Below are 12,265 nucleotides of genomic sequence, written 5' to 3'. Positions count from 1 at the left end.
ACCCACTAGGTGCAACGCGCTGTTTGGCCAAGCGGCGGCGAAGCAGCCGCTCATCAGCACCGCGAGCGAGTGCCTTGAAGCACAGGCGCAGATCAAGCGGGAGCGGTCATTGGCCGCCGCATCGGCTTGCGTTCAATCAATCTGAGTCCGATCTTGCAGGCGCTGGTCAAGCGATCATGCGATGGACCAGAGTACCGACCATGCGCCCAGCCGACCGGAATTGAACGAGCCGAACAGGAAGATGCTCTCGTCAGCGTCCGCCTGCTCTCCGGTCTCGACGGTTTGGTCGGTGAGGTTGGCCAGAAGTCGCAACTTGCGACCGGTCGAAACGTCCCACTCGACGATCAGGCCTCCCCCTGCGGATGAGCGATAGCGCCCGCCGCCGGTCATGCCCGTCACAAGGGGCACGATGCGCTGGTGGCGTAGGGAAATCAGGTCCCGGTAAAAGCTGAACCACTGTCTGCCTTGTTCCGTATCCACCTTCGCCCAGTCGAGCTTGGCAGAGATGAACGTGGTTTCTGCCGTCGGGTCCGGTAGGTCGTCGGCATCGAAGCCGGGCAGGCGCGACAGTTCCCGGCGGCGCCCCGTCCTGACCTTCTCGTTGAGATCTTCATCGAAATCACAGAAATAGGGAAAGGGCTCCTCAGCGCCCCATTCTTCCCCCATGAAGATCATCGGCACTTGCGGACACAGCAGGTAGACGCAGGCAATAGCCTGAAGGGCGGCTGCTGCCCTTGCGCCGATACGGTCGCCGAGAGCCCGGTTGCCGATCTGGTCGTGATTTTGGATGAAGGAGATGAATGAGGAGGGCGGCAGATGTTTGCTGGGCGTTCCGCGTTGTTCGCCACGATAGGGCATGTGCTCGCCCTGAAACACAAATCCTTCCGCCAATGCTCGTCCAAGCTTGGCCGATCCATCTCCGTAATCGGCATAATAACCGAAGGTTTCGCCGGTCGCCGCGACATGCAGGGCATGATGGACGTCGTCGTTCCATTGCGCCGAGAAGAACTTGGGATGGCCTTCGTCATCGCGTTCGAGAAGAGATGCGTTATTGTCTTCATTCTCGACGATCAGGTGGATCTTCCGCTCGCCGGCTGCCGACCTCACCCGCCGCGCCAGTTCATGGAGCAGATGCTCCTCCGACCCATCCTTGATGGCATGCACTGCATCCAGGCGAAGGCCGTCAAATCTGAACACGCCGATCCAGTAGAGGGCGTTTTGAATGACGAACTCCCGGATCAGCCGAGAGCCGTCCCCGTCATAGTTGACGGCATTGCCCCACGGCGTCTTATGATGGTCGGTGAAGAGCGGCGCCAATCGGGCAAGGTAGTTCCCGTCCGGACCAAAATGGTTATAGACGACGTCCAGGAACACACAGATGCCGCGAGCATGAGCTTCGTCAACCAGTCGCTTCAACTCTTCGGGACGCCCGTAGCTGCTGTCGGGCGCATAGGGCAGGACGCCGTCGTAGCCCCAGTTGCGGCGGCCGGGGAAATCGGCGACCGGCATGATTTGCAAAGCCGTGACGCCGAGCGCCTTCAAATGGTCGAGACGATCGATGGCAGCGACGAACGTTCCCTCCCGTGTGAATGCGCCAACATGCATTTCGTAAAAAACCAGATCCCCGAAGCAACGGCCTTTCCAGCCCGCTGCTTTCCACTGATAACCGTTGGGATCGACAACTTCGCTTGGACCATGCACATCGTGCGGCTGGTAACGGGAGGCCGGATCGGGAATGGAAAGACCACCGGGGAGGATGTAGAAATAGGTGCTTCCTGGCCGCACGCCGACAATTTCGCAGCGGTGCCAGCCATCCTCGGATCGCATCATCTTTTTCGGTTGTCCTGCCTCGATCGCGACAGCGATCTCGGTCTCGAGGGGCGCCCACAGGCGAAATTCCACCGCGTTCGCTGAAATTCTTGGGCCAAAATCACATTCAGTCATGAGTAGCACCTTCGTTTGCGGGCCTGAGAACCACGAGAGTGCGGGCCGTCAGCACATATTCGAAACCGTCGAGGGCGCGCGCCTGAGCCGTTGGATCGGCGGTCTCAAGAACGACGCTCCATCCATGAGCCGATTGCGGAAGCGAGAACGCGACATCGCCGTCATGCGGATTGAACAGGATCAATACGTCCTGCCACATGCCGTCGTCGCCGCTCGTCTGTTGCCGTTGCAATCTGAGGCCGATTGTCGTGCTGCCGGCGTCGGCCCACTGTTCCGCGGTCTGCTCTCCGCCGCCGGGATTGAGCCAGGAGACGAGCATGCCATCGCGCCAGTTGTCGCGCCGGAAGATTGCTTGTTCTTGGCGCATCGCAATCAAGCGCCGGGTAAAATCGCGCAGGGCTTCCGCACTTGCCGGCAGGCCGTCCCAGTGAAGCCAGCTGAGTTCAGTATCCTGGCAATAACCGTTGTTGTTTCCCATTTGGCTGCGGCCGAATTCGTCACCTGCAAGCAGCATCGGCGTGCCGTGCGAAAGAAGCAGCGTTGCAAGCAGGTTACGCTTCTGGCGCTCGCGCACGGCGTTGATGCTGTCGTCCTCAGTCGGTCCTTCCACCCCGTAATTGAGGCTGCGGTTGTCGTTGTGGCCGTCCTGATTGCCTTCCTGGTTAGCGTCATTATGTTTGTCGTTATAAGAAACGAGATCGTTCAGCGTGAAACCGTCATGGGCGGTGATGAAGTTGACACCAGCCCAGGGTCGTCGCCCGCGCAGGTCGTAAACATCGCCGGAGCCAAGAACGCGGGCGGCAAAATCCTGCGCCGTCCCGTCCTCATCCTTCCAATAGTCGCGGACGGTATCGCGATATTTGTCGTTCCACTCGGCCCATCCTGGCGGAAAGCCACCCACCTGATAGCCACCGGGCCCGATATCCCAAGGCTCGCCGATCAACTTGACCTTCGACAGGGCGGGGTCCTGACCGACGGCATCAAAGAAACCACCACGCTGGTCGAAGCCTTGCGGCTCTCGCCCGAGGATCGTGCCGAGGTCGAAGCGGAAGCCATCGACATGCATCTCCTGCGCCCAATAGCGCAGTGAATCCGTGATCATCTGCAGGACCCGGGGGTGCGAAGTGTTGACGGTGTTGCCGGTCCCTGTGTCGTTGATGTAATAGCGTGGCTGGTCAGGCAGGGTGCGATAATAGGAAAAATTGTCGATGCCCTTGAAGCATAAGGTCGGACCGAGCTCGTTGCCTTCGGCCGTATGATTGTAGACGACATCAAGGATGACCTCGATACCGGCTTCGTGGAAGGCTCTGACCATGTCGCGGAAACCGGCAATGCCCTTTGGTCCTAGATAACGGGCGGCCGGCGCAAAAAATCCGAGGCTGTTGTAGCCCCAATAGTTCCTGAGACCCTTTTCGAGGAGATGCGCGTCATCTGGAAACCAGTGGATCGGCAGCAGCTCGATCGATGTCACGCCAAGGCTCTTCACATAGTCGACGATTTCTTTCTGGCCAAGGCCCTCGAATGTGCCTCGAAGCTCTTCCGGCACGGCAGGGTGCAGTTGCGTAAACCCCTTGACATGTGTCTCGTAAAAGATCGTATTGGCCCAGGCGATAGCTGGGCCCGAGTCATGTCCCCAGTCATACTCGAATGGATCCACGACCTTGCATTTGGGCATGGATGCCGCGCTGTCGCTTTCGTCGAAGGAAAGATCCTTGTCCTCGCTTTCCAGTTGATAGCCGAACTGTGCCTGTCCCCAGCGAACGTCACCGACAAGTTCTTTGGCATAGGGATCTAAGAGCAGCTTGTTGGGGTTGAAGCGATGACCTTTGTCCGGCTCGTAAGGCCCGTGCACGCGTAGTCCATAGAGGGTTCCCGGTTTTAAGCCGGGCACGTAGCCGTGCCAGATTTCATTTGTAAATTCCGGCAGAACAAGGCGCGCAACCTCAGTCTTTCCGTCGCCTGAAAAGATGCAGAGTTCAACGCGCTCCGCATGTGCGCTGAAGACGGCAAGATTTACACCCTCGCCGTCGTAAGTCGCCCCGAGACGGGTGTAGTCACCCGATAGAATTTTCAGCTCTGATTGTGTCATATCGTCCGCCTTGCCGTGATGCGGCCTCTAAATCTGCATTCCGACCAATAGTTCCCCTAATGTCCTGTTTCGTACCCGGGCACCGCCTGATGGCATCCTCTGATTTTAAGGATGCCCGTCCGGGAAGTTTCTCATGTGATCACGGTCGGAGGGCCAGCAACATCACCAGTCGTCCAAATCCATCGAGACCGCTGAGGGGCCAGGCGGATGGCACAAGAGCCGAGGGCAGCGGCAGGGTCTTGCTCTACCCGATGGCCGATCCTGGCTTGGTTCGTCAATGCGTGGCCTACTCGGAGTTCCTTAATGGAGCATTCGTGCGTAGAGACCGTTGCTATGGCCGATACAACGGAGATCGTTGTCGACCAGGTTCGTCGTGCGGAGGATGTATGCGCCAGACCAAGCCGTTTATTGTCGAGATCAAGCAGACCAGGAAATCCAAGGCGATTGCTCAAAAGCCGTCGATCTGGGGCAATCTGGACCTCAATCAGTATCGGGATCTCGTGACCATGGCGCCGGCGAAAGACGTTGAGGCGTCTGCGAAGGCGACCCGCGACTAAACCAGATGTCGGTCGGGGGTCGGCTCAAACAACCAGGGTCCCTGCGATCCGCGCTTTCAGTCCTGTTGCTCACCCCAAGGAATGTTTTGCCTCTTTCGCCTCTTGTTGGCGAGGCGCAGGAAACGCGAAACGATCTGCTTCATCGCAGAAGATCTCGCTCTTTTGACCGGTGATGCGGCCCCGATTGCCGGCAAAGTGCCTTTTGCCCAAAAAAACAAGGCCCGCCTTGTTTCCCTGCCACGTTGGACGGCATCCTTCACAGGTGAGATATGGCTTGCTGCCAATGCAGCAAGGTAGGGCCGTCAGGTTTCGGCTTCTGATTGGCCTTTTTTGGTGCGAAGACAATCGCGCTGTCGGCATCCAGCACCCAACGCCGTTGCAGGTCGACAGACCGCCCGCCGCTTCCGCCATAGGCAAAATCCTCGCTTGACCATTCGGCAGTCCACTGACAGCCCGCAGGCGGTGCAAGGAGCGGATCGGCGAGGCTGAGGATCGGAAGATGTTTGCCCAAGTTGACAAACAACAGGCGTTCGTCCTTCGCATCGTCGGCGAAATACCGCAGAAGAAGCGCCGAACGACCAAGAACGCTTCCGTCCACCGATACCCGCGGGCAACTTGCCGACGCTTGTGCGAATACGCGCGTCTGTCGCCGCAACAAAAGCAAATCGCGATGAAGTGCAACAAGGTCGCTGTTGCGATCACGTTCGCTCCAATCCAGTTTGGAAGCTTCGAAAGTGGAAGGCTCTGCCGGGTTAGGCATGATGTCGGCGAAGATCTCGTCCTTAAGGTTTGGAAACTGGCGCAGGAAATCAAGCCGTCCGTTGCGCACGCATGTTTCCAGTTCACCCGCTCGATCCGCGAAATAGAAGAACGGGCTCGATGAGCCGAATTCCTGTCCCTGAAACAGCATCGGTGTCTGCGGACCGAGAAGCAGGAGTGCGGTCATTGCCCGCATGCGTGCCGGTGATGCGATCCGTCCAAGGCGCTGGCCAGTCCCCGAATTTGCGATCTGGTCGTGGTTCTGCAGAAAATGGATAAAACGGAAGGCCTGCAGATCGAGACCCGGCCGCCCCCGGGTTGCATCCTGCCAGTCGTAGCGTTGCCCCTGGAACAGATAGCCATACTTTGCAGCCGACACGAACTCCTGCGCCGTTCCGCTATGGTCGTGATAATAGGCATCGTTGCGGCCGGTCAAAGCGACAGTGGCGGAATGATGGAAGTCGTCGTTCCACACCGTATCGAGCCCGAAGCCGCCTTTGCCCGGAGCTCTGATCAGCCGGCTGTCCTGAGGCTCGTTTTCGGCGACAAGATAGATCGATCTTCCCTTGGCTGCCGCCCGCGCCTTGCGCGCGATGACCGCCACGATATGGTCGTCACTGCTATCGAAGAGTGCTTGGGTGGCATCGATCCTTAACCCGTCGAAGTGATACTCCTCGATCCAGTATGCGCCATTGTCTGCAATGAAGCTGCGAACGCCGGCGCACATTTCGCCGTCGAAGTTGAGGGATTTGCCCCACTCGTTTTCATAGCGGTCGGTGAAATAGTGAGGCGTGAATCGTGCGAACTGCTCGCCTGCACCGAAGTGATTATAAACCACGTCGAGAATGACGCCGATCCCCTGCCGATGTGCCTCATCAACGAAGGCCTTGAGTTCATCGGCAGCACCGTAAAGTCTGGTCGGCGCGTAGGGCAGGACGCCGTCATAGCCCCACCCGAAGTCACCACAAAATTCGTTAACTGGCATCAGCTCCAGACACGTGATGCCAAGCTCTTTCAAGAGCGGCAGTTTGCCTGCAGCGGCCGAGTAGGTGCCTTCCGGCGTGAAGGTGCCGATATGCATCTCGTAGAGGACTTGGCCGTCGGGTTTGACGCCTTCCCAGCCGTCGTCTCGCCAGGTGTAGCCATCAGGGTCGATCACCATGGACCAGCCGGCCGGGCCATCCGGTTGAAATCGTGATGCGGGATCTGCCAGCAGGTCCCTGTCCTCGCCCAGGCGAAATCGGTAAAGCTGGCCAGGGCGCACGTCCCTTAGATCGAGGCGAAAATAGCCCGCCTCTTCGGTCCGCATCGGATATTCATCTCCGCTTTCGAGGACAAGGTGGACCTGTGCGTGTGCAGGTGCCCAAAGTCGGAAGGAGACACCGTCGGGGAGACATTCGCTTCCGACGCAATAACGCCGTTCGAAACCCGTTCGAAAATCGCCTGTCTCAATTACTGACCCTGACATGGCTGTCCTCATGGCCCCGACGCGGTGGATCAAAACACCGGCCTCAAGATTTTGTTCCGTCGCGACCTGCGACCTCCGCCAACACCGCGAATGCTTCATAGGGACGCAGGCTCATCGTCGTTTTCAGCGCGTCAACCGGATCGTAGTTGCTGATGAGGCATCGGCCCGTGGCGAGCAGTTCATGGGGAAGGTCGAACGTAATGGTCCGGGCCGAGAAATTTGAGAGCACCGTCAACCGCTGGGTGTCCAACGTGCGGGTATAGGCCAGAACATCCGGATGCTGATCGAGATATGATTGGAAGCGACCGTAGACGATGACGGGATATGCCTTGCGCAGCGAGATCAGCTTGCGGTAGTGGTTCCAGATCGAGTGCTCGTCGGACATTGCCACTTCGGCATTGATCGTGGCGTAATTCTCGTTGACCTCGATCCATGGAATGCCCGTGGTGAAGCCTGCATTGGCACCGCTTGTCCACTGCATTGGCGTTCTGGCATTGTCTCGGCCATTTTCGTTTGCGCCCTTGATGAAGTCTTCTGGCGACAGTCCGGCTTCGAGGTGAAGTCGATGCATATTGAGCGTTTCGATGTCGCGATATTGTTCAATCTTGGTGAATGGCGCATTCGTCATGCCGATCTCCTCGCCCTGGTAGATGAAAGGCGTGCCCTTCAGAAGGTGCAGGACGGTGGCGAGCATCTTTGCCGACTCGACCGGATAGCCCTTGACGTCACCATATTTCGAGACGGCGCGGGGAAGATCGTGATTGCCCCAGAACAGGGCGTTCCATCCATCGTCGGCAAGCGCATATTGCCACTTGCTGAGGACCGATTTCAGCTTGATCAGGTCGAACGGTCGCGAGCGCCATTTCCCGTAAATCTCATCCCATTGCTGGGTCACGTGCTCGAACTGGAAGATCATCGACAGTTCTTCTCGATCCGGTCCGGAATAGAGCAGCGCCGAGCCTGGTGTTGCGCTCCACGTCTCGCCGACGGTCAGGACGTCTCGGCTGCCGAAAGTGGCCCGGTTCATCTCATGAAGATAGGCATGCAGATGCGGCCCGTCCGTCACAATGGCTTGGTCCACCTGTTTGCCGATATAGTCGATGACGTCCATGCGAAAGCCGGCGATCCCGCGTTCCAGCCACCAGTTCATCATCTGGTAGATCGCGCCGCGGACGTTCGGATTTTCCCAATTGAGGTCGGGCTGCCGGCGCGAGAACAGGTGGAGATAATATTCGCCCGTGGTCTCGTCGAGCGTCCAGGCGGACCCGCCGAAAGAGGACGTCAGTTTATTTGGTGGCCCGCCGTCGTCGGCGGGCTTGCGCCAGATGTAATAGTCGCGAAACGGGCTTTGCTTGGACGCGCGCGATTGGGCGAACCAAGGATGCTCGTCGGACGTGTGATTGACCACAAGGTCGAGGATGACGCCGATGTTTCTGAGACGCGCTTGAGCGAGAAGTTCGTCGAAATCCGCCAGTGTCCCGAATTCCGGTGCGACGGCCTGGTAATCGGAAATGTCATAGCCATTGTCGTCCATCGGCGACGCGTAGATCGGCGAAAGCCAGATGAGCTCTATGCCAAGGGCCTTGAGATATTCGAGCTTTGAGGTGATGCCTGGCAGGTCGCCGACGCCGTCGCCATTGCTGTCTGCGAAGCTGCGGGGATAGACCTGATATACGGTAGCCTTGTGCCACCACGCCCTCCGGCTTGTCGATCGCAATTCCATCAGACTTTCCTCCGTCACGTTCAAGAAGGGCCGGTCGCCTCGCGCCTCGTCGTGTTGTGGGTGGGGAACGCCCGTCGGCCCTCCCCGTTCCGCGCAAGTCCTAGGGTACAAGGCAAAGAACGCTCGTCGCCTGCTCGCCCCGATGCCCTGTCCCAGGACGCACGATCCGCGATGTTTGGGAACTGCGCTGGCTCCAACGGACCGTAGACGTCGGTCATGCCAGCGCCCGATCTTGCGTGGCAATTTGGAAATAAAAGCCGCTCCAGGCGTTTCATGCGCGGGTGATAACACCAGCTACGGGGAGGAGACGATGAGCCGCAATCAGCGATACGTGCAGGTTCCGGAGGGATCCGCAATATCGCTGCGTGGACGGTGTTTGGGGTCATTATGCCGTTCATATATGGCGCGTCGACCGTCGTGGTATGGTGGCCACGATGATCCGATTGAAACGGCCCTCACCATGATCGGCCCTCGCGGGACCAAGAGGGCTACGCTGGAACAGACGCCGGCAAGCAGCGTTCCGCCAGCAGGACGCGTTGTCCCTTATCCCGAGGTAGCCAGTGGTCGTTCGCACATTCACGATAGCCGATGCAATATTCGAACGATCGCCAGGGCAGGATGGTGACATCTTCGCGGGCAATCTGCTTGACCAGCGAGATAATGGTCCCGTCACGATCGGCTTCGGGCGTTACGGGCCCAACGCCGTCCTTGAGCAGACGATTGCCGTTCACGATACGATGATCGTCATTCAGGGGCGACTGTCGATATGGACGGAGCGTGCCGCATTCACGGCAGGGCCTGGCGACATCGTCAGCATGCAAAGCGGTGATAAGGTAACAATCAGAGCGCATGATGAAGGCTGCGTGACGGCCTATGTTACCTATCCTCATTGGCAGGAAGCGGAATGAGACGATCCCATCTTCCGTGCTATCTCGATCATTTCGTGGATTGGGAACAATGCCCGGGATCGGGCGTTCGCCTCGACCCAATCAAGGAGAACGTCAATGGTCCAACATACTCGGGAGGGGTCTATCTCCAACTCGGACAGCGCTACGAGTTCGCGTTCTGGTAGACGAGGGGAACTGACAGACCGGATTCGCAACCGTGCACGCGAGATCTGGCTTGCGCACGGACGCCCGGATGGCCGGGCGGACGAACATTGGCTGCAGGCCGAGCACGAAATCCTGCACGAGCAGGATGAACTGGAGGGGAATGATGTGCCCAAGCTCGACGCGCTTCGGGAGGCCGCGCGCGAGCATGCCGACAGCTACATGGTAAAAAGCGATCTTGAAGACGCCGATCAACGCGAGGCGACGCCCGGCGTGCGGGAGCAGCCTTGAACAAAATACCGATCTCAGTTGATGGTGCGTAGCTGTTTCACGACCATGAGGAACACGTTCCGCAATGGCTTCAACCGTCGCAAGCGGCATGTTCTTGTGGCCGACGGGACGTACGCGTCGGTATCATTCAATCAGGAAGCAGAGGTTCATGTGAGGGAGGTTTGGCGTCGTCCGATCCATTAAAAGAGCACTTTGCTTGTGGCGATGGACGAACGACGAGAGATCGCCGCGCAGTTTCGATCTCAGATGGGAAGCGCGACGAGCCTAATTGACCGACAGGTCCGATTTCGCAGGGACATTGGCTGAGATCGGCCTCGTCGCTGCAAATCGTTTGCGACGTCTTTTGGCAGCAACATGTGCGTGGCGATGGAAACCCAGCTACCGCTTGCATGATCGCGCCGATCGCGTAGGCTTGGTAGATGCGCGAATACTGATGGGGGCGTGGGTGTTTCAGGCATTCGACAAGAACGGCGGACGGCCGCTCGCCCCGGCTGACGTCGAGATGCTTCAGGGCTTGATCAGCGAATATTGCCAGACGCGTAACCTGCAGCTTGCGAGCCCGCAGGCGAATGAGGCGGCGCGTGACCTGGTGAAATGGTTTCAGATCGGTGTCACCGATCCGGAAAGGCTTAGAGAACTGATTAATTCGACCTGAGCCGGCGGCACAGCCCTCCCGCGTGCGGTTGCTTCGCCCTGCCTTGCCTGAGGCGCCGATCCGGCAACCTTTCGAAGCGAGGTAAGGAGACCGAAATTCTGCAAATGAAAACGCCCCTATGGAACCCTTGGCAAATGCCCGACGAGGTCGAGCAACCTTCTTGCAGGGCCGCGGGAACATCTAGATCAGACCGAAGTTTGTTGAAAGGGCGCGGCGGCGGCCATGTCTCCTCTCGACGTGTCACGAGAGATGTCGCGTCTCCTGCACGACGCCCTCGATCTTGGCGGATCGGGGGCGTTGCATGAAGGGTCGACCCGGGAGCCCGGACAACGCCTTTCAATCGTCATCTTGTCGAGAAAACCGAGGCTGGCATGATGATCGATCGAAAGTCAGCGGTCGGTGTCCGTGACTACCCCGCATTGACGAGAGGTGAGGGGGCTCTGTCCCCGATCGCCGACGCCTCGGCAGAGGACGTCACGTTTTGAGCTCAGCTTCGACCCAACCATCGAAGTCCACTTTCTGCGGCTACTCGACAAGCACTCCGCCCGACGAAGCAAACGGAACTTCCGCAATACGAGGGAACCTGATGGCGCCACCGCGGTCGGTCATCTGCGATTGGAACGCGACGACGGTATCTTCAAGTCATGGGCGCTCGCCAGGGGCCCGTCTTCGATCGGGTCGGCAAAAGACTAGCTGTGGAGGTAGAAGAGCCATCCTTTGGACTATGGCGACTTCGAAGGCGGAGGAGCACACGAGCGTGGCGGTGTCCATACTGATCCGCGTCTAGCCGCCTGCGCCGGGCGGCGCGTCATTCGTCAGGTGTTCCTCGTATTGCACGGTCTGCGCCTCGTCGACGTCAACCGAGGCTCCAACCGGCGAAGCGAGCCGCACGCCAGGGCCGCCGGCGCCAGAATAGCTGCCGTCAATCAAACGGACGCCGGCCGCTTCAAGGGCGCCTACGACTGCCGCAACGTCATTCTTCATGTCTTCGGCAGGGACATCGCTCGCTTCCATCCGCTGCAGCATTGGAACCGAAATATTGGCCGCCGCGGCCAACTCCGCCTGGGTGAGATCTGCAAGTGCACGCGCCGCCGTGAGCTATCTTCCGATAATCATGACGATCCCGAGTACGAAGTTTCCAATCGATACGCATTGGGGCGTGAGCTAAAAGGGTGATGTCACATTCGATGCAACGGACGAGGAGCAATCCGTGAGGTGAATTCTGATGTTTCACCAAAGCCACCGCAGGGCGCCCGTCGGCATCACCAGCCGGCGGGCTTGCTGATTGGGGTTTTACTTAGCTGCGTTGGCAACGCGATGGCCTGCATTTTGGGTGGCATTGACGGTGTTTGCCGTATCCTGGCCCATGCCGCGGATCGTATTGCCGCATGATGAAAGGGTGAGGGTCAAGATGAAGGTTACTGCGATTGCGGAAGCGATCTTCATTGGAAGTCCCCGGTTGATCGAACGAGGCCATAACACTTTAAAGACTTCACAGTTCCAATGAATCGATGCAAGCGCGATGGGCCCATCGAATCCCTCGCCCCCGGCCTGCGCCGCAGGGGCGATCAATTATCGGACGGGACGCTGGCAAGGTGAAAAAGTCCCTGACGATCGAGGAAATGAATGAAATTGCTGCCGAAGGCTGGAGCCACGAGGCGTGAAAAATCGCCGTTGATACCAATCGTCTTGCGAGCTTTAGGAGATCAGCAGGACTCTGCGGCAGGTCG

The 12,265-nt window shown here is 58.6% G+C and carries 10 protein-coding genes and 2 pseudogenes; 7 read left to right on the top strand and 5 right to left on the bottom strand.

Features of this window, described 5'->3' with window-relative positions; all coding sequences use genetic code 11:
- Positions 1-174: 174 nt before the first annotated feature.
- Together treZ (FHX15_RS29270) and glgX are read right to left on the bottom strand one after the other, a co-directional pair.
- Positions 175-1,944, bottom strand: coding sequence for a malto-oligosyltrehalose trehalohydrolase (gene treZ, locus FHX15_RS29270; protein WP_184401837.1), 1,770 nt, complete (start codon positions 1,942-1,944; stop codon positions 175-177).
- Positions 1,937-4,033 carry a glycogen debranching protein GlgX gene (glgX, locus tag FHX15_RS29265; RefSeq protein ID WP_184401836.1) on the bottom strand — a complete coding sequence of 699 codons (2,097 nt, stop codon included), beginning with the start codon at positions 4,031-4,033 and terminating at the stop codon, positions 1,937-1,939. The genes treZ (FHX15_RS29270) and glgX overlap by 8 nt, the downstream gene beginning before the upstream one ends.
- A 386-nt stretch (positions 4,034-4,419) precedes the next feature.
- Here glgX and FHX15_RS29260 point away from each other — a divergent pair, with 386 nt between their 5' ends.
- Positions 4,420-4,590 carry a hypothetical protein gene (locus FHX15_RS29260; RefSeq protein WP_184401867.1) on the top strand — a complete coding sequence of 57 codons (171 nt, stop codon included), beginning with the start codon at positions 4,420-4,422 and terminating at the stop codon, positions 4,588-4,590.
- A gap of 256 nt (positions 4,591-4,846) precedes the next feature.
- Here the strand turns inward: FHX15_RS29260 and treZ (FHX15_RS29255) are convergent, their stop codons facing one another.
- Both treZ (FHX15_RS29255) and FHX15_RS29250 read right to left on the bottom strand, forming a co-directional pair.
- Complete coding sequence (gene treZ / locus FHX15_RS29255) at positions 4,847-6,817, bottom strand: malto-oligosyltrehalose trehalohydrolase (protein ID WP_184401835.1); 1,971 nt, start codon at positions 6,815-6,817, stop codon at positions 4,847-4,849.
- Between the two features lie 43 nt (positions 6,818-6,860).
- Positions 6,861-8,540: an alpha-glucosidase gene (locus FHX15_RS29250; protein ID WP_184401834.1), complete on the bottom strand. Its 1,680-nt coding sequence runs from the start codon at positions 8,538-8,540 to the stop codon at positions 6,861-6,863.
- 560 nt (positions 8,541-9,100) lie between these two features.
- On the opposite strand from FHX15_RS29250, the gene FHX15_RS29245 reads away from it, so the two are divergent.
- From FHX15_RS29245 to FHX15_RS30815, 5 genes and pseudogenes are all read left to right on the top strand, one after another.
- Positions 9,101-9,448 (top strand): ethanolamine utilization protein, encoded by a 348-nt coding sequence (locus FHX15_RS29245; RefSeq protein ID WP_184401833.1) that lies wholly within the window; start codon positions 9,101-9,103, stop codon positions 9,446-9,448.
- 96 nt (positions 9,449-9,544) lie between these two features.
- On the top strand, positions 9,545-9,880 hold the full coding sequence (locus FHX15_RS29240) for a DUF2934 domain-containing protein (RefSeq protein WP_184328157.1): 336 nt from the start codon (positions 9,545-9,547) through the stop codon (positions 9,878-9,880).
- Positions 9,881-10,148: 268 nt separating this feature from the next.
- Positions 10,149-10,535, top strand: a complete 387-nt coding sequence (locus tag FHX15_RS29235; RefSeq protein WP_184401832.1) for a hypothetical protein — start codon at positions 10,149-10,151, stop codon at positions 10,533-10,535.
- Between the two features lie 519 nt (positions 10,536-11,054).
- Positions 11,055-11,276 (top strand): annotated as a pseudogene (locus FHX15_RS31910) (DNA polymerase ligase N-terminal domain-containing protein); the annotation flags it as partial.
- Positions 11,253-11,711, top strand: a complete 459-nt coding sequence (locus tag FHX15_RS30815) for a hypothetical protein (protein WP_210290898.1) — start codon at positions 11,253-11,255, stop codon at positions 11,709-11,711. The pseudogene FHX15_RS31910 and the gene FHX15_RS30815, both read left to right, overlap by 24 nt.
- A gap of 117 nt (positions 11,712-11,828) precedes the next feature.
- On the opposite strand, the gene FHX15_RS29225 is transcribed toward FHX15_RS30815, so the two are convergent.
- On the bottom strand, positions 11,829-11,981 hold the full coding sequence (locus FHX15_RS29225) for an entericidin (RefSeq protein WP_184401831.1): 153 nt from the start codon (positions 11,979-11,981) through the stop codon (positions 11,829-11,831).
- Between the two features lie 122 nt (positions 11,982-12,103).
- On the opposite strand from FHX15_RS29225, the pseudogene FHX15_RS31310 reads away from it, so the two are divergent.
- A pseudogene (locus tag FHX15_RS31310) lies at positions 12,104-12,199 on the top strand (AbrB/MazE/SpoVT family DNA-binding domain-containing protein); the annotation flags it as partial.
- Positions 12,200-12,265: the final 66 nt, after the last annotated feature.

The sequence above is a fragment of the Rhizobium sp. BK650 genome, from assembly GCF_014195325.1.
Taxonomy (GTDB): domain Bacteria; phylum Pseudomonadota; class Alphaproteobacteria; order Rhizobiales; family Rhizobiaceae; genus Rhizobium.
This window is presented reverse-complemented; position numbering and strand designations above follow the sequence as displayed.

Excerpts from the sequence above, each read along its gene's own strand:
- treZ (WP_184401837.1), bottom strand. The coding sequence starts at position 1,944 with ATGACTGAATGTGATTTTGGCCCAAGAATTTCAGCGAACGCGGTGGAA.
- glgX (WP_184401836.1), bottom strand. The coding sequence starts at position 4,033 with ATGACACAATCAGAGCTGAAAATTCTATCGGGTGACTACACCCGTCTC.
- FHX15_RS29260 (WP_184401867.1), top strand. The coding sequence starts at position 4,420 with ATGCGCCAGACCAAGCCGTTTATTGTCGAGATCAAGCAGACCAGGAAA.
- treZ (WP_184401835.1), bottom strand. The coding sequence starts at position 6,817 with ATGTCAGGGTCAGTAATTGAGACAGGCGATTTTCGAACGGGTTTCGAA.
- FHX15_RS29250 (WP_184401834.1), bottom strand. The coding sequence starts at position 8,540 with ATGGAATTGCGATCGACAAGCCGGAGGGCGTGGTGGCACAAGGCTACC.
- FHX15_RS29240 (WP_184328157.1), top strand. The coding sequence starts at position 9,545 with ATGGTCCAACATACTCGGGAGGGGTCTATCTCCAACTCGGACAGCGCT.
- FHX15_RS29225 (WP_184401831.1), bottom strand. The coding sequence starts at position 11,981 with ATGAAGATCGCTTCCGCAATCGCAGTAACCTTCATCTTGACCCTCACC.